19 protein-coding genes are annotated in these 16,821 nt (G+C 34.7%); 13 read left to right on the forward strand and 6 right to left on the reverse strand.

Going from position 1 to position 16,821, the window contains the following annotated elements:
* Nucleotides 1-3: 3 nt before the first annotated feature.
* The 3 genes from VCM44_RS12780 to mnhG are packed head-to-tail and all read left to right on the forward strand — an operon-like array spanning nucleotide 4 to nucleotide 898.
* Nucleotides 4-327 carry a Na+/H+ antiporter subunit E gene (locus tag VCM44_RS12780; protein WP_115361208.1) on the forward strand — a complete coding sequence of 108 codons (324 nt, stop codon included), beginning with the start codon at nucleotides 4-6 and terminating at the stop codon, nucleotides 325-327.
* A complete protein-coding gene (locus tag VCM44_RS12785) occupies nucleotides 324-593 on the forward strand; it encodes an MrpF/PhaF family protein (protein ID WP_334679021.1) in 270 nt (89 codons plus the stop codon). The genes VCM44_RS12780 and VCM44_RS12785 overlap by 4 nt, the downstream gene beginning before the upstream one ends.
* Nucleotides 590-898 carry a monovalent cation/H(+) antiporter subunit G gene (mnhG, locus tag VCM44_RS12790; RefSeq protein ID WP_334679022.1) on the forward strand — a complete coding sequence of 103 codons (309 nt, stop codon included), beginning with the start codon at nucleotides 590-592 and terminating at the stop codon, nucleotides 896-898. Before VCM44_RS12785 ends, mnhG begins: the two co-directional genes overlap by 4 nt.
* Here the strand turns inward: mnhG and VCM44_RS12795 are convergent.
* A complete protein-coding gene (locus tag VCM44_RS12795) occupies nucleotides 895-2,643 on the reverse strand; it encodes a cystathionine beta-synthase (RefSeq protein ID WP_334679023.1) in 1,749 nt (582 codons plus the stop codon). The genes mnhG and VCM44_RS12795 overlap by 4 nt on opposite strands.
* 254 nt (nucleotides 2,644-2,897) lie before the next feature.
* Between VCM44_RS12795 and VCM44_RS12800 the strand changes: the two genes are divergently transcribed.
* Nucleotides 2,898-3,875: a type II secretion system protein gene (locus VCM44_RS12800; RefSeq protein ID WP_115361200.1), complete on the forward strand. Its 978-nt coding sequence runs from the start codon at nucleotides 2,898-2,900 to the stop codon at nucleotides 3,873-3,875.
* Nucleotides 3,876-3,900: 25 nt separating this feature from the next.
* Here VCM44_RS12800 and VCM44_RS12805 read toward each other — a convergent pair whose 3' ends face one another.
* Nucleotides 3,901-5,940 (reverse strand): TonB-dependent receptor, encoded by a 2,040-nt coding sequence (locus tag VCM44_RS12805; RefSeq protein WP_334679024.1) that lies wholly within the window; start codon nucleotides 5,938-5,940, stop codon nucleotides 3,901-3,903.
* A gap of 181 nt (nucleotides 5,941-6,121) precedes the next feature.
* On the opposite strand from VCM44_RS12805, the gene VCM44_RS12810 reads away from it, so the two are divergent.
* Together VCM44_RS12810 and VCM44_RS12815 are read left to right on the forward strand one after the other, a co-directional pair.
* Nucleotides 6,122-6,625: a GrpB family protein gene (locus tag VCM44_RS12810; RefSeq protein WP_334679025.1), complete on the forward strand. Its 504-nt coding sequence runs from the start codon at nucleotides 6,122-6,124 to the stop codon at nucleotides 6,623-6,625.
* Nucleotides 6,626-6,692: 67 nt separating this feature from the next.
* The gene (locus tag VCM44_RS12815) at nucleotides 6,693-8,006 is read left to right on the forward strand and encodes a M23 family metallopeptidase (protein WP_162929540.1); all 1,314 of its coding nucleotides are present in this window, start codon (nucleotides 6,693-6,695) and stop codon (nucleotides 8,004-8,006) included.
* On the opposite strand, the gene VCM44_RS12820 is transcribed toward VCM44_RS12815, so the two are convergent.
* Nucleotides 8,003-8,842 (reverse strand): MBL fold metallo-hydrolase, encoded by an 840-nt coding sequence (locus VCM44_RS12820; protein ID WP_334679026.1) that lies wholly within the window; start codon nucleotides 8,840-8,842, stop codon nucleotides 8,003-8,005. The genes VCM44_RS12815 and VCM44_RS12820 overlap by 4 nt on opposite strands.
* A 78-nt stretch (nucleotides 8,843-8,920) precedes the next feature.
* Here VCM44_RS12820 and VCM44_RS12825 point away from each other — a divergent pair, with 78 nt between their 5' ends.
* The 4 genes from VCM44_RS12825 to VCM44_RS12840 all read left to right on the forward strand — a co-directional run bounded on the left by VCM44_RS12825 (nucleotide 8,921) and on the right by VCM44_RS12840 (nucleotide 11,307).
* Nucleotides 8,921-9,262 (forward strand): MerR family transcriptional regulator, encoded by a 342-nt coding sequence (locus VCM44_RS12825; protein WP_334679027.1) that lies wholly within the window; start codon nucleotides 8,921-8,923, stop codon nucleotides 9,260-9,262.
* A 16-nt stretch (nucleotides 9,263-9,278) separates the two neighbouring features.
* On the forward strand, nucleotides 9,279-9,989 hold the full coding sequence (locus tag VCM44_RS12830; protein WP_334679028.1) for a cyclase family protein: 711 nt from the start codon (nucleotides 9,279-9,281) through the stop codon (nucleotides 9,987-9,989).
* 123 nt (nucleotides 9,990-10,112) lie between these two features.
* Nucleotides 10,113-10,643, forward strand: a complete 531-nt coding sequence (locus VCM44_RS12835; protein WP_334679029.1) for a hypothetical protein — start codon at nucleotides 10,113-10,115, stop codon at nucleotides 10,641-10,643.
* A 229-nt stretch (nucleotides 10,644-10,872) separates the two neighbouring features.
* Nucleotides 10,873-11,307, forward strand: coding sequence for a hypothetical protein (locus tag VCM44_RS12840; RefSeq protein WP_334679030.1), 435 nt, complete (start codon nucleotides 10,873-10,875; stop codon nucleotides 11,305-11,307).
* Nucleotides 11,308-11,326: 19 nt separating this feature from the next.
* On the opposite strand, the gene VCM44_RS12845 is transcribed toward VCM44_RS12840, so the two are convergent.
* Together VCM44_RS12845 and VCM44_RS12850 are read right to left on the reverse strand one after the other, a co-directional pair.
* Nucleotides 11,327-11,977 carry a flavin reductase family protein gene (locus VCM44_RS12845; RefSeq protein WP_334679031.1) on the reverse strand — a complete coding sequence of 217 codons (651 nt, stop codon included), beginning with the start codon at nucleotides 11,975-11,977 and terminating at the stop codon, nucleotides 11,327-11,329.
* Nucleotides 11,971-12,735, reverse strand: coding sequence for an SDR family NAD(P)-dependent oxidoreductase (locus VCM44_RS12850; RefSeq protein ID WP_334679032.1), 765 nt, complete (start codon nucleotides 12,733-12,735; stop codon nucleotides 11,971-11,973). Before VCM44_RS12850 ends, VCM44_RS12845 begins: the two co-directional genes overlap by 7 nt.
* Before the next feature lie 59 nt (nucleotides 12,736-12,794).
* Here VCM44_RS12850 and VCM44_RS12855 point away from each other — a divergent pair, with 59 nt between their 5' ends.
* A complete protein-coding gene (locus VCM44_RS12855; protein ID WP_334679033.1) occupies nucleotides 12,795-14,087 on the forward strand; it encodes an ABC1 kinase family protein in 1,293 nt (430 codons plus the stop codon).
* Nucleotides 14,088-14,092: 5 nt separating this feature from the next.
* Here VCM44_RS12855 and VCM44_RS12860 read toward each other — a convergent pair whose 3' ends face one another.
* A complete protein-coding gene (locus VCM44_RS12860) occupies nucleotides 14,093-15,127 on the reverse strand; it encodes an NAD-dependent epimerase/dehydratase family protein (protein ID WP_334679034.1) in 1,035 nt (344 codons plus the stop codon).
* Between the two features lie 192 nt (nucleotides 15,128-15,319).
* Here VCM44_RS12860 and VCM44_RS12865 point away from each other — a divergent pair, with 192 nt between their 5' ends.
* Complete coding sequence (locus tag VCM44_RS12865; protein WP_334679035.1) at nucleotides 15,320-16,054, forward strand: hypothetical protein; 735 nt, start codon at nucleotides 15,320-15,322, stop codon at nucleotides 16,052-16,054.
* A gap of 92 nt (nucleotides 16,055-16,146) precedes the next feature.
* Complete coding sequence (locus VCM44_RS12870; RefSeq protein ID WP_120404385.1) at nucleotides 16,147-16,818, forward strand: hypothetical protein; 672 nt, start codon at nucleotides 16,147-16,149, stop codon at nucleotides 16,816-16,818.
* The last annotated feature ends 3 nt before the right edge of the window (nucleotides 16,819-16,821 follow it).

A 16,821-nucleotide genomic window follows, 5' to 3' on the forward strand; every position in this document is an offset into this window, starting at 1 on the left:
TTTATGAAGTTATGGTATATATTACAATTCGTTGTACTCTATCTTTGGGACTTGTCTTTAGGAGCATTAAGAGTAGCTCAGGACGTCATTACGCCTAAAGACTTATCTTCACCTGGGATAATAAAGTTTCCTTTAGAGGTTAAGACTGATTTTGAAATAGCGTTGCTATCAAATCTTATTACATTCTCACCGGGAACAATGGTTATTGATTTGGCTCCAGATAATTCATATTTATATATTCACATGATGTTTTTAGAAAATGAAGAAGATGCCATTAAAGAGTTTAAAGAACAAATTGAAAGTCGAGTTCTAAGGATTTTACGATGAGTATACTAATGATGATCTCAACAGGTATTATCATTCTAACCTGCTTATTGCTTGTTTTTGAAGCTGTAAAAGAAAGGGATGTGCTTGTTAAAGTATTAGCTTTTGACTTGATTGGTGTAACCGGTGTTAGTCTTTTTCTTATGCTTTATACAACTAATAGAAATCCTTTCTTCTTAAATATTGCCCAGTTAATAGCAATTGTTGGATTTGTGACTGCACTTGTTTTTGCATTTTACTTATCTGAAATGAGTAAGGAGGATAAATGATACAGCTTATAGGAGAAATTTTAATATTTTTAGGCTCTATATTTGTATTCCTTGCAGTAGTGGGATTTATTAAGATGCCAGATTTTTATATGAAGTTACAAGCTGCTAGTAAAGCGTCTGCTTTTGGTGCTGCTCTTGTTCTGATTGGTTCAAGTTTAATTATTCCAGACTTAAATTTTGTAATTACAAATTTTACACTCTTTATTTTCTTATTAATTACAACGCCAATTGCTACACATGCCTTGGCGTATGCGAAGAAAAAAAGAATGAGTAATGGAGAAAGCGAGGCTTGGCCTCGCTCTTAGTATGACTCTTTAACGAATCTTTTGAATACTTCTTTGTGTTTTGCGAGATTAAAGTCTGCTGCTACAGATACTCGTACAATATAGTCTTTGTCACTTTCCTTAGTTGTTCCTTGAGTTGATGTGGCAGGAACAGTCCAGTAACAACCTTTTAGTTGTCCATAACTCACACAGTGCTTGCTTTCTTCCGGAATAGCGTCAATCATCATACGGATTAACTTGTGATTTAGTTCTCGTTTATGCTCTTCGCTCTGCGCTGGTAGATCGAGAGAGAAGACAGAGGGAGTAAAAGTTGCATCTGCTAATTCATGTGAAACAAAGTTGATCTTTGCTTTTGGTAGTATCTCTTGAATATAGTCTACAAAGCCACGAGTGTTGGCATATGCCTTTGCAATTCTTTCATTCATACTAGGCATTTCACGAGTTAAAATTTGAAGTTGCAAATCAGTTGCTTCGTTGTCACATAATCGTAGATGATTTTCAACGTAACTCATATACTCTGCAGCACTGTCACTTGCAACAGCATATCCTGCAGTACAAAGACCTCCACTTGGAAACTTTGATCCACTAACATATGAAATTACTTTTACATCATTTAGATAGCCGTGATCACCAAAGAATTTAACATTTGGACAAAATGTTTGGTCGAGATTAAAAACAGCGCCAACTGCAGTGGCCCCATCATTAGTGAACCTTGGCTTCTTTAAAGTTTCTCGAAGTTTTATTAAATCAGGTATTTCAACTCGAGGGTTTGTGGGAATTTCCCCAATAATAAAAGGGACAGCATCAGCGTGTGCTACATCTGTTAAAATTCTCTCAAGCTCAGTAACCATATCTTTTCCACTATCTACAGGAAGATCAATGATTTCAACATTGTCGATACAAGCAGCAACACGTCTTGCTTGATCATTGGTACCTCCGTAACAATTTGGAGGAACGATAAACTTGATGTCTTTTCCAGGGTGTTTATCATTAGCAAAGTGGACTTGTCCCATCATGATGGCATATTGAGCTGATAGGCCACAATTACTAAAGGCCACTTGTGTATTTGAACTTGTAATTTCTTGTATTGTTTTTGTAAGCTCTGACGTGTCTGTTTTTGTTATGCCGCGGCCAGCTTCACCTAAAATACCTTTAATTGCTGTTAGGCAATTTTGCGGAGTCATAGCAATTGATTCTCGACGTCTTACATGTTGAATCTCTTTAATATAATCAATATTATTATCATTTACTAAAATGACACTTCCGAGGTTATCAAAAAGCGTTACATTTATATCGGCCTTTTCACTACCATTGATCACTATAGTAGTACCATCAAAGTCTTTTTCAAGTTCTTGTGTTTGAATAAAGTCATATTGATAAACACTACTGAAAAGTTCTGAAATAGGCTTTTCACTTACGATTTGGGTTTTCTTTCCTAAAAATTTATTTGCTCTCAGTACTGCAAGGATTGGCATGCTTTGAGAAGAGAATGAAATAACACTTTCTGGATTTAAATTCGATGCCTTGGCGATGGCCCATTCGAGAATACATGAAAGAGGATGGCCTAAGCGAATATAGTCGTAAGCTGTTGGTAATTTCTCTAACTCTTGATTTTCAAAGTTTGTAATCTCTTCAAGCTTTTGAAGAAACTCAACCTTTGCTAGTGACTCATTGTAAATATCGAGTCTATGTGTTGTTAAGCGTAGCCAATCTGAAGGCATATTTTCGATAATTTGCGCTAATTTATCCTTGATTGTCTTATCCATGAGTATGACTCCTTAATTTATATCAACTTTGATGGACCAGTTTACGTTAAAAATATCGATATGTCGGCCTTGTGAAGAAGATTTTATGTATCTTAAAGGGTTAGTGGGATTCGTTGCGTTAGCTAAGATTATTATAGTTCATAATTATAATGGACTTAGTTAATTTTCTTACTTATTTGTTCTGTGATTTCAACGTTTTAGGTGACTTTTATGATACTTGAGTCATGTTATAATGAATTTAAATAGGGATTATTATGAGTTTAAGAAATAGAGGATTTACTTTAGTTGAAATAATGGTTGCGGCAGGCTTAATCGGCATCCTCGCTTTAGCATTAATGCGAATGACCAGTACAAGCATGAAAACCATGAAGACAGCAAGTTCAACTAGTGAAATTAATCAAATCGTAGGGGAGATGAGGTCAATGTTAGCTACTCCCACTGCTTGTGAGAATAGTTTTCAAGGTCTTAATGCTAATGATTCAGGTCCTATCTCACAATTAAGAAATGATACTAATGAAGACCGTTACATTTTAAATAAGAAGTATAATGGTGTGACGATAGAGTCAATTAGACTTAGTTCAGCAGCTAGTGAAGTTAGCGTAAACTCTGGCTCAACTGGTGAGACCCATCTTGTTATTCAATTTAATAAGGGAAAGAATACTTATAGCGAAGAGCTTGTGAAGAAGATTAAGCTATGGGTACAGGTAGACCCTTCAGATGCTATTATTGATTGTCGTACATTGAGTGATGGCGAGAGTACAATCTTTTCAAGAAGTGCCACAGATCCAAATGATATTTATTATAATGCTGGAAATGTTGGTATCGGGACAAATTCACCTGTTACAAAACTCGATGTTAACGGTGGTATTAAAATTGGAAATCAATCAACGTGCAATGCTTCTGTTGAAGGAACAATGAAGTATAATAGTAGCGATAAGGCCATGGAGTTCTGTGATGGGACGCAATGGAAAAAAGTTGGTGGAACTCCGACTTGTAAGGTTCTTGAAAAAAATCTACCACCAACTCATTCATGTGGTGGAGGTTATTGTGCTATTCAAACTGTAAACTGTGAAGAAGGATGGGTTCGAACAGGTGGTGGTTGTAGTAATAGCTGGTATGATGGCCATCGTATTGTAAAAGACTATCCAGTGGGAAGTGATGGTTGGAGGTGTGTTGCACAGCCCGATAGCCGTATGACCCAAGGGAAAGTTTTTGTGATTTGTTGTCAGTAAAAACTTAGAAGGGGACTTGCCCCTTCTAAAATATATATCTTCCTGTTATTCCAAAGCTTCGTGGCGCCTCTCTTTGAGTATAGAGTTCATCTTGCCAAGTCGGAGGCATATTCGCAAAATAGAATCCACGTAAAGAATAATTTTCGTCAAATACATTCTTGCTCCAAATAGAAATATCTAGACTTTCATTTCTGTATCCAATCTTTGCATCTACTAATTGATATGGACGTGATTTTAAATCGTGTGAGTTTGAAAAATAGAAGTCATCGGATGCAAAGAAGTTTCCTCCAATATAAGCTCCTGACTTAAATTTATACTCAAGATTTAGGTTTATTTGATAGTTTGGGGCATGTGGCATTTGTCGGCCATTTAGGTTTCTTGTTCCGATATTGTAATTACGATATCTCGTGTTTAAAAGTCCAATAGACCATAGTGCATTGAATCCAAGTTCTTGTTTATAACTTGCTTCAAGTTCTGCTCCGTAGTTAATTCCGCTTGTTGCATTATCTGTATAAAAAGTGAATGAGCTTGGGTCCATTGGATCATCTTGAAAAGAAGTCTTAACTTGTGCGTCTTCTCTATACATAAAAAAGAGTGTTGTACTTAGTGAGATGCGGGAGTCATCTAATTTGGCTTTTTGTCCAACTTCTAAAGAGTAGAGAGATTCTGGCTTAAACTCCTTACGATTCTGTGGCACTGCTGATTGAGTATTAATACCTCCTGGCTTATAACCTTTTGCTATCTTTAGATAAGCAAGCTCTCCCAATAGGTCTTTTTTAGAGATTGAAATATTAAAACCATACATGAGATCTTCAGTATGAATATTTGAATTTGATCCACTATTATTTTCTTTGTAATCGACCTTTCGGAATTCTCCTCTAAGGCCGTATTCAAGAGATAGCTTCTTATTTAAATCATGAATTCTTTGAGCATATACAGAAGCTAATTCAGTTCCAATATCTCCTTGAATATTCTTCCTTTCATTTCCATCTTCGTATCCAACTTCTTTAAAGTCTTCATCTGATGACTTTATATAGATGCCAAAAGTATTTTGATTACTTATATTAAAACGTTGATCAAGTGAGAAGTCTTCGCGACTTCTTGGGAACTTTATATTGTAATCGTAGTCAGCATTATAACCTGGGAGAGAATTCCAATATGGATTATTACCCCAGTCTTCATCATAGCTATAAAATGAGTCGTTCTTTATATGGGTAAATATTGTGGTACTCATTAAGTTTGTATTAAACTCTTTTTCAAATTTTAGGTATTGAGAGAAAGTTTCACTCTTATCTTTTCCTGGCTTATCAGATCTAGTGGTGTAGGAATTATCCTGTGTAAAAGCATCGTAGCCATTATTCTTATCGAAATAATGCAGCCCGAGGGTTAGAGTCGAGTCATAGAGATCATGTCTAAGGCTTGTTCTTAAAGCAAGTTCATCTTGTCCATTTGTATCTGTACGATTGAGATAATCATTTTTCATAAATCCATCACTATCTCTTTTATTAAAGGAGATGGACATCCCTGTATTTGTAGAAAGCATACCGGTGTAACTTAATGCTTCTTCAAAGGTATTAAACGACTCATATGATAGATAGGTTTTAGTCTTAGAGATTATTGTTGGGTCTTGAGATTTTAAATGAATCATCCCGGCCATTGCAGAAGGTCCAAAGTCTGTTGCCTGAGGCCCACGAAATACTTCAATTTGTGATAAACCATTAAGATTAGTAACACCAGATATTCCTGTGTAGTCGACTTCGTCTACCATTACTCCCACTGAATAATTGGAAATTGCTTCATACGCAGATCTTTCCCCAATTCCTCGAATTTGGAAAAAGCTTGAACGAGAACTTCCATTTGCTGTATTTAGATTTGGTATTATCTTGAAGGCTTCACTCATATCTGTACTTAAAGACTTCTGTATCTCCTTAGCTTGACGAACAGAAGTACTATTACTATCGCTATAATAGTCTTTTTCTATAAGTGTTCCATAAATGTAGATGGCATCATTGTTTGTTTGGGCCGTTGTGATTAGTGAAAATAGCACTACGAACAGTAGTCTCATCTGTGTCTCCTTACGCCAGCATTACCTGGATCAAGTTAGAAGGTTTTACGGCCATATCCCGTTATTCTCAGCCACATTTTGGTGTAGCTCCCTTGTGTAAATTTTCTAATGAATACAATATTGATTTTGAATATGCAAATCATTCATGGCCAAAGTTGTAAGCAAAGTGTTAGGTTTGGCCATGGATAAGACAATAGAGTTAGTAGCGTATGATGATTTTTGGTTAAAGGTTTTTGCAAAGGAAGAGGCTGCTCTTGCAAAACTTTTAAGAAATAACTTCATTGGTTGTGAGCATATAGGGTCAACTGCGATGCCTAATGTTTTGGCCCGTCCTACTTTAGATATTCTCTGTGTTGTTCATACCCTTGATGGGATTGAATTATTCCGTAATGAATTTATGGCCCATGGCTTCTCTTTAGTTTCAAATGAATCTCAGCAACTTGTATTTGAGCGAAAGGCGCCAGAAGGTGATCGCGTTCTAACAAATGTTAAGATTTTAAAGAAAGGTGATGAAAGGATTAATGATATTCTAGACTTTAGAGACTATCTTAATGCTGAGCCTATGATTGCCACTGAGTATAAGAATGCTAAGCTTAATCTCGTGGAAAATCACTCTAATGACCTCGCTCTTTATGAGGGTATGAAACAAAGATTTATTGAGGCCGTCCTTTCAAAGATTCGCTAATTTTCATTGTATTTGTAATCAAGAAATTTTGGTCTTTTCCGATAAGTTTGCTATGCTTAGAGGTAAGATGTCGAAATTATTTATTAGTTTAATTTTATTGAGTAGTCTCTATGGCTGTAACCAAACCCAACATGTAATTGGGCGTGTTGAGGCATCATCAGAAATGATGATTGCAAGTCCACTTCGCCATGCAAATATTGTTAAAAAAGGTGAGGTTAAAAGAGGACAGGGACTATATCAGGCCTTAAAAAGTATTGATATCGATAATAAGCAGGCCTTGAAATTAATCAATCAGCTAAGAGATGAAGTTGAGTTTTCAAAGCTTAAAGTGGGTGATCGTCTTGAAGCAACCTATGATGAATTTAATAATCTTATTAAATTTTCTTTTTCTCAAAATGAATATGAAACACATGTCGTAACTCTTAATGAAAATTCTGGAAAATGGGATTATTCTTTAGAGGAGTTGGAAACATATTGGCAGCCTCGAATGATCGAGGGACAGCTAAAAACAGGATCAACTCTACAAGATGATCTTCTTGCATTAGGTCTTGAAAGATCAGTTGTTAATGAAGTGGTAAATGTTCTTCTATGCAAAGTAAACTTTAGAATGCACGCTCGAGCAGGAGATCGTTATAAAGTTCTTTTAAGTGAAAGAAAACACGATAAAAAAACTGTTCAAACAAAAGTTCTCTTCACATCTTATAGTGGAATCAAGGCCGGCAGCCATGATGCTTATTTCTATGAAGATAAAGAGAAAAGTTCCACTTATACAGCTCATTATACTCCAGATGGACAGGCCCTAATAAATGCTGGCCTAAGATATCCTTTACCGAGACTACATATTCGTTCAAGTTATGGATGGAGAATGCATCCTGTAACAGGAAGAAGAGCAATGCACCGAGGTATTGACCTAAGGGGACGCACTGGTGAAAGAGTTCATGCAGTGGCCGCAGGAAAGGTCATTATGTCGACTTATAATAAGTATGCAGGAAATAAAATCGCAATTCGCCATCGTGACGGTTCAACTTCTTATTACTATCACCTTAACCGACGAAGTGTTGGAGTTGGTGCCTGGGTTAGGTCTCATCAAGTAATTGGTACTGTTGGAGCAACTGGTCGAGTAACGGGACCTCATCTTCATTTTGGATTTAAAGATCGTCGTGGTCGATGGATGAATCCTTTAAATAAACGAATGATTGCAACACCTAAGCTAAAAGGTGAGCGTTTGGCAAATCTTCGTACACAAGTCCAAAAGATAAAAGGAACAATTGCTGATCTAGAAATTAGTAAAGATTCAAAGTATCTTGTTGCTAACTTAGATAAGATTAAGCGTTTTCCTAGTGCAATTGATCGCTTTGACTTTCTTCAAGAAGAAAACTAATCAATCCATTTAGGGTATAGACCAAGTTTGTTATGTAAGTAGTAATCATGAGTAGGGATAATGATATAGCCTCTGTCTTGCATCTTCTTTATCTCATCGATCTTTTTTCGAGTTAAGTCTTTATCTGTATCAACGAGAATTGATGATATTGCGGCTTTATTTTGTATTGGCTCCAGCTGCCTCGTCGTCCAAATTGCATCACCAACAAAGAAATACTTCTTATTTTTAGAGTTTAGTATAAGTCCAAGTGAGCCATGTGTATGACCAAATAGAGGAACAAGGATTAGTGTTCCATCACCAAAATAGTCATAATGCTTTTTAAAGTTTAAATAGGACTCTTTTTTCCATTGAAAACTTTGTGTTTTGACATCTTTAAATTGAGTGGGAAAGGTTCTATTTGCAACGGGGTGTTTTACTTCATGCTCTTCTTCTTTACTAATAATTACTTTTGCATTTGGAAAATCTTGAAGTCCACTCGCATGATCCCAATGAGCATGGGAGAGAATAATACTTTCAATAGTGTATTTATTATTAAGTTGTTTTTTTATTGACTGCTCTTTCTTATAAGCAAAAAGAGGCTTGGCCCACCAAGACATATCATTTTTGAATTGATAATCGACTTCTTCTCCAAGCCCAGTTTCAAATAGAATTGTCTTTCCTTGATGTTGAATAAGAAATCCTGCATGATTTACCATCATTGTTTTAAATAGGCTTCCTTCTTCATAGATAAGTCCTTCAAGGGACTTTGCGGTTCCTGTCTTTATTATTGAAAAGCGTGGATATTCTTCGTTTGCATAGAGATTAATCATGAGGAAAATTGTAATTAATAGTTTCACTTGTATTCCTTTTGTAAGATGATTTACACTAGTATAAACCTTAAACTATACTTTAAGGTCAAGATGAAAGGTTAGCTTATGAAAATTGGTGAATTATCAAAAAAAACAGGTGTCGCAGCCTCTGCCATTCGTTATTATGAAAAGATGGAGCTACTTGTTCCTAGACGTGGTGATAATGGTTATCGGGATTACCCAATTGAGGCAGTGGAATTATTGAATTTAATCTCACAGGCCAAGGATTTAGGCTTATCTCTTAATGAGATAAAGACTGTTGCAAAAGTATTGGCCACCAATAACCCTAATGGAAAGTTGAGAAAGCAACTTGAGGATAAGATGCTTGAACTCGATAATCAAATCAAGGTCATTAGGAAGTTTCAAAAGAATATTAGAAATCTTCTGGACTCAAACTGCCCACTTTAAAAAAGAGGAAATACTTATGCCTTATATAATCTCTCCATCGATTAAGCTTAATTCAAAAGGTGAGTGGCTTGAGGGAGTCGCTTATGAAAAAGAAAATTTATATAAAATTGAAGAGGGTAAACTTCCTCCAGTGCATTATGATACACATATATTAAGGCCCCATAGTTTAACTCATATTGAAACACCAAAACATACACAGAAAGAAGGAAAGTCTACGGACTTCTTTTTTAAAAATAACCCTAATCACTTCTTTGGCCCTTGTATTGTTATAAAGTTTAAAAATGAAGGTTGGAAGGAATTAGGTGATGGGCTTAAGCAAAAGGTCATTCAAGAAGAAGAGATTAGAGAAAAATTAAAAGGCCATAAAAGAATTAGTAAGGTTTTAATTTCGGTTGAAAATGTACAGGAGAATGAATTTGGTTTTCATGAGCCAAAACATGTATTAACTCTTTCACACGAGGCCGCAAGATATTTAACAAGCTTTGAGAGCTTTAATCTCTTTGGTACCTCATGGAAATCATCCGATTTTATGCCAGGCTCAAGTGAGAGGCCAATTCATAATGAAATCTTTAAGAATGCGTTAATTCTCGAAAATATTAACTTAAATGAGGTTCCAGAAGGAGAGTATTTCATTAACTGTTTTCCACTTAATATGGAAGACTCTTCTGAATCTCCTGTTACAGCAGTACTTTTTGATAAAAATGATCTGTCGTCTTTTATCAATTAATGAGTTCCTCGTACTGCGTCGTGTTTAGCCGCGCTTTGTTGAAGTAGAAATCGGTGTACTGACTCTATTATTTATTGTATCCATAGATATTATTTTGTCAGATATAACTAAATTAGGGGCGGTATGAAATCAATAATATTATTAATATCATTTATTGCTAGTTCTTATACTTTTGCAAATGATAGTCGTTTATTCGAGGATATATTAATTCATCTAGAAGAAAATACCGAAATCATTGAAGATGGAAAAAGCTTTGGCTCTAGAAAGAAAACTTTAGAGAAATTAGAAGATAGAAATCAATATGCTCTTAAGCTACTTGAAGAACTTGAATTACAAGTTAAAAATACGAATGTGGATTTAAGCCTAGAGATCGAATCCTTAAAACACAAACTTAAGAGAAAAGATCAAGTCATTAGAAATACAAAAATTAATCTTACTCAAGAGATAAAAAAGTTAGAGGAAGAACTAATGACAAAAGATCATATTATTAAAAATATGAATCAAGATAAAACATGTACTTTAAATATTTTTCGCCAAAGCTTCACTGGTGTTGCAAAAGATAAAGAATCAGCTAAAGCAAAAGCATTAATTATGTGCTCAAAAAAATATGATCTGCAACTACAATGCCTAAGAGGAAAGTTCGAAGGCTGCTAGTTAATTTAAAGCACTTAGCTTCTTATTCTAATACTTCTTAATACTTTCACGTAATTAACTACATATCCCTACTTCACATTTACTCTGTGGAGATAGGGAGTATTCTACACAGAGTGCAGAGTATACTTTTGAACAATAAAATTTGTATTGTAAGTTTTATATGATCTTTAGTTTATGATTTTTGGCCAAAAACAGTTGTGATACGAAGAGTAAACAAATGGAGATTTATATGAAGCAAATATTAATAATAGTATCAGTTATCTTTCTTTCACAATTTACGACATATGCAGAAACTACGATCTTCTCAAATAGTGAGGGATGTGTAGTTGAAAAAGAACAAAGAAGAAATGGAGTTATTTTATATCTATCTAATGGTGATCAACAACAAGTTGTTGGTTTTACTAATGATTATCAATTTGCTGACTTTGTTTATTGTGCAGATGATAAGACTGAAATTAATTATCTTGATGGATCTCTTGGGACAGGCATTATGATTTCTTGTAATGGTCATAGAAATGGTCATGCTGTGACAAGAGGACGTGTTGATATTTCTTTAGATACTGATGGAAACCCAACAGAGGTTAAAATAGATGGTCAAAAGAAGGGCCTATTTACTTGGAAACAAAAAACTTTAATAGAATGTAATAATTTAGTTCAAGAATAATAAATATTTTTCTAAGGCCTTACTTAATCCAATGTAAGGCCTTATCTGGTTTAGCGTAGCTTAACCTACCTATATGCTTCGGCTTTGAGTATGAATCTAGGCCCGATACACAAACTGTCTGAGCTTGATGAATATCAATATGGCCATCATCACATATACAAGATTCTGGTAAGTAGACGTTCTTTATCTCGCCAATAATAAAATGTGTTCCATTCTCTTCGATTTTTATTTCTCTAACAAATTTAACTGAGAACTTAATTTTTGATTCTGCTACAAATGGAGCTTTAAAATTGTCTTTAATTTCTTCAGTCAGTTTACAAGCATTAAACTCACTTACATCTTGTGGATAGCGAGCACTTGTTTGGTGGGCCTTTTCGACTATTTCTTCATTGATATGATTAATTGTGAACTCACCATTTTCACGAATATTATTAAGAGTATCCCTTCTGGATACATCTGGTCTAATGACCATTCCAATAAGAGCAGGGGAAGCGCCTAAGTGAACGACAGAACTTACTATCGATAGGTTTGTTTGGCCTTGATTATTTATTGTTCCAATTAGATTTGCTGATTTAAAGCCAGATAAAGAATTAATAACCTTAACTCTTTTTCGATCATCAAATGCTTTAAAATCCTCTTCACTGATTCTTTTTATGTTGTCTTTTACCATGGAAGCTCCTGTGCATCCCAAGATAGAAACTTACCTGTGTCATGACTATCTCGGTTCTCAATTACATTTAGTATATTCGATGCTGTTTCATGTGTCTCGTGAATCTTATAAGTAGTTCTTTTAATAAATGGCTGCGAAAGCTCTGTCTTAGTCGTTCCAGGGTGAACAGCTAAGACAACACATTTTTTTCGCTTTCTTGTAAACTCAATTGCAATAGTTTTAATCAACATATTTAAGGCCGCTTTTGAAGCACGATAACTATACCAACCTCCGATGCGATTATCTTCAATACTTCCCACTTTAGCAGAAATAGTTGCAAAGACACTTGTTACATCGTTATTGAGTTGTTTTTCAAAATGTTTGGCCAGTAATGGTGTAACAATTGAATTAACTCTCATAACCTCAATAAATGCTTCACAGTTAAAGTCCTTAAGAGATTTTTCAGGTAAGATATCATCATTATGAAGCATACCTATACAGTTGATGATGAGATCTAATCCAATATTCTTTTCTTTAATTGAATTTGAAAGGTTACAAATTTCACTCTCTTTAGTTGCATCTATTTGTATGACCTCTAAACGATCTTTGTACTCACTTTGTAAAGATAGGAGCTTTTCAGCATTTTCTCTTTTTCGATAAGTGGCCATAATTCTAGTTTTTGAATTTTTTACTAGTAGGGCATGAACAAGTCCAAAACCAATTCCATGGCCAGCACCTACTATCAATGCGTAATTACAACTGTTAAGCCTGAATGACATAATATGCCCTCGAAAAAATAGAGTTATCTTATATTGTTAGTGTTAGAATAAATGGACAGATGAAAAAAATAAATAAAATTAAAAATAAATTTATCTCTAGACAAATGGGAGTTGCCAAATTGGCCTTGAAAATGGGCAAGGATGTTTGGTCTAAACGTAATGAAGATCTTAAAAATAAGCTAAGTGGTGGGATTGGCCCCCATGTTGAATTAATAGCAAATGAACTTGGTGTAATGAAAGGTTCATTGATGAAAGCTGGGCAACTTCTTTCTACATATGCTGGTGCCTTCTTACCTCCTGAGGCCCAAAAAGTTTTAAAGCAATTAGAGAACCAATCTTATTATTTAGATTGGGAGCAAGTCAAAACTCAAGTTCCTATAGACTTTCTAGATCGTCTGGAAATAGAAGAGGAGCCTATTGCTGCCGCTAGTTTAGGGCAAGTCCATCTGGCTACATATGAAAATGCACGCTATGCCATGAAGATCCAATACAAAGGTGTACGAAAGGCCATTAAGAATGATGTGAAGGCACTTAAGATGTTAATGAAGATCCTTAATGTCATTCCTAAGGAAGTGGATCTTCGTGAAATATATGAAGAAATTGAAGATATGCTCTTTTTAGAAACAAATTATATAGAAGAAGCAAAATCAATTAATAAATTTAGAGAATTATTAAAGGACTATCCTCAATTTAAAGTTCCCGATATTTTAGAAGAATTTTCAAATGAAAAAGTTCTTACCATGGAGTATCTTGATGGCCATAGTTTAAGAGAGTTAGAAAATCTAAATCTCTCTCAAGATGACCGTAATGAATTAGGTCGTGAATTTATGCGTCTTATGTTTCTTGAACTTTTCCATTTTAAAAAAGTACAAACTGACGTTCATATGGGAAATTATATTTTACTTCCTAATAATCAATGGGGACTCATTGACTTTGGAGCATCTAAAACACCCCCTGATAGTTTCTTAAAAGGTTATCAAACTTTAATTATTGCTTGTGCAAATCTAGATCGAAAATTATTCTTTCAAAACTTATATGATATGGATTATCTATCAAAGAATAAGGAAACAAATGAGGACTTTTTTTGGGAGTATGCGAGAATTATAGCTGCCCCTTTTCAGGATGGAGTTTATGACTGGGGGCGCTCAAATGTCGCCGATAAGGTTATGGAGATGGCACCAAGATTAATGAAAGAAGTTGCTGTTGGAAACCCTTCTCGTCACACGATATTCTTAGATCGAAAAATAGGCGGAGTATTCTTTGTTCTTCAAAAGCTAGAAGCATGCTTTGATGTACGGTCTTTGCTAAAAGAAGTTTTAGAAATATCTGGTGAATCTGATCTTATCAAATAAATAATCTATTTACGATAGAGCTGATAGTAATATTCTTTTATCGTTTCATTAATTGGACGATAATTAACAAGCTCTAACTTTAAAGATTTTGAATTATCAAAGTATATTTGATGACCAACGTTCTTTTTTACGTACTCTCTTGTGAAATCAACAAATGGGGCAATTAACCACAGTAGAAAATTTGGAAGATGAAAGCGTGGAAATAGTAAACCTCCCACTTCATTTCTTAAAATTCTTCCAATCTCAAGTAAGTTACAATTTGCTGCGGAAATAATATTTCTTCCGTCAATATGGAAGTTCGTTGCTGCGTTGATATGAGCTTTTGCAACATCTCTTACATCTACGACTGCTAAGTTTATATCTGGACATCCTAAGGCCATTGTTCCATCACAGAATTGCTTGAATATCTTTTTTGACTCATAACTTGCTTCTGGGTTTACTGCTGGCCCAATAATCCAAGATGGGTTAATTACGACTAAACGCCAACGATTTTGTTTTTCTTCGATATCCCAAGCTTCTTTCTCTGCCATAACTTTAGAATATGAATATGGAGCATGATCTAGCGAAGAGGTGTCATTCCAGTCGGCTTCTGTAAATGTTGGATCTTTTCTGGTACTGGCCTCAATAGTATCTCCGAAAATACTTGCGATACTACTTGTTAAGACAACTCTCTTTACGCTTTCAATTTTATTTACTGTATTGAGAATATTTCTCGTACCCTTCAGTGCTGGTTCAACCAATGTTTTTTGAGGATCTTTTTTTAAGTCATAAAAGAATGGAGAGGCGGTATGAATAACTACTTCACATCCTTTCATGGCCTCTTCATATGAGTTTTCAATCATAAGATCTGATTTAAAGAATTTGATTTTACTGGAGTCTTTAGTAAGACTTCTTAGGTGAGAAGTCTTTAATTCATTTTGTGGGTCTCTAACTGCACAGTGTACAGTAAAGCCATCTTCTAAGAGGTATTTTACAATCCAGCTTGCTAAGTAACCTGTAGCACCAGTTACTAGTATAGGTTTGTCTTTATCAATATGCATAAAATCCCCTTATTGTACTTTCTTTATAGGGTATTTATCTGTTTGCTCCCAGTCAAGTTCTTGTTATTAATTGTTATAGGAGTGTTTAAGCTAGATTGATTCTTTCTAGTAAGTTAAAATTGATATCAACACTCAGTATATGAAGGTAGTAAAATGAAGCGATTGTCCCTGATTATTTCTCTTTTTTTATTAATGAATAATTCTAATGCTTTTGAGTTTTTAAAGAGTTCTTCATTGTTGAATAAGCACAATGTAAAGGTATTTACGGGGAAATTAGTTGAAAAAGAAAAATCTTTAATTCTTGAAAGTAAATTCTCTAAACTAGATTCTGAAAAAGTTTATCAAGCAACTCGCAAAGGCAAGAAAAAGATAAATGCACAGGTGAGTGAGTATTCTTATAAAAACTGTGGTGAAAAGACGAAAGGCGCTCTCTTAAAGATTAATCCTTTAGATAGTCGTATGGTTTTTTACAATGTTCCAAAGGGGATGGAAATTAAGTGGAGACGTATTCAGGAAGTTCAACTATTTATGCCTCCACAATGCTTATCTACGATTGTAAAATCCCCTCAAGATCAAATACGTTATTTTACGACTGTTGGTGATAAGGATCATTTCTATATGGCACTGATTTTAAAAAATAAGGAGAAACACCTTGAATATGGTCAATACTTCAAAAAGGAAGCCAACTCTTGTGATAAGAATACAGTCTATTCTAAAGTTTATAATATTGATGGAGATATTGGAGCAGCAAATAATGTAACGAATTTCTTTGGGCTTTTAGAGATAAAATTAAACAACTCTAAGGAAGAGTGGATTATTCTCGATGCTCATGGATATGAAGGTGATGGGATTTTAGCAATTCCATATAAAGACTTTTTAAAAGGTGACTTTAAAAATCAAGATTGGCTAATCTATAACGGCTGTTAATAAGCCTAGCTTGTCATAATGTTATTTTCTTAACTCTAAATTAACTTAACTATACTCTTTTCAAGTTTTCATCGTGATAAGATTGTCTTTGTATGAAAAATGCTGCGACCTATGTTTTATCATTAAGCTTATTTGTTTTGGCAGGGGCCATTATAAACTTCACTATTGAGTTTCATAGGGCGTTTAAGCTTGTACCTGAAATCTCTGCCACAATTGATAAAGTCCCTCAAAGTATATTGCAAACCTCAAATGAAATTCAAAAATCACTTCCAATGGTTAATAAATTTGTCTCTCAATTGCCTAAGATTTTAAAAGAGGTCAAAATGACTCGTGAGTTAGTACCAAGTTTTTTAGACCGTGCAGAAGAACTTGTTAATAGAGCTGGTGATATTGTTGGTGATGCTAAGAATATAGGGGAAGAGTCAAGCTCCGGAGCTGTCGTTGGTTTCTTTAAAGGGGTTGTAAAAGCTCCATTTGCTCTTATCGGAAGTGTCTTCACCTTTAATGGTATTGAATTAACAAAATCAGATTCTCGTATATTACAAAAGACTGGTCGTGAATTACTTGAGTCGGGAAAACTTAAGAAAAAAGAGTATTGGAAGAATACAACAACTGGTAACTCAGGAAGTCTAGAAATTATCGCTCAAGATAAGAAGAATAATTGTTACACTCTAAATATTGAACTCACTATTGATAAAGAGGGACAACCTTCACAAATAGTTGAGGTATGTCGAGATGTAAACGGTACTTGGAAGATAAAGTGATTA

The organism is Halobacteriovorax sp. DPLXC-1 (genome assembly GCF_036903125.1).
In the GTDB taxonomy this organism is placed as follows: Bacteria; Bdellovibrionota; Bacteriovoracia; order Bacteriovoracales; family Bacteriovoracaceae; genus Halobacteriovorax_A; species Halobacteriovorax_A vibrionivorans.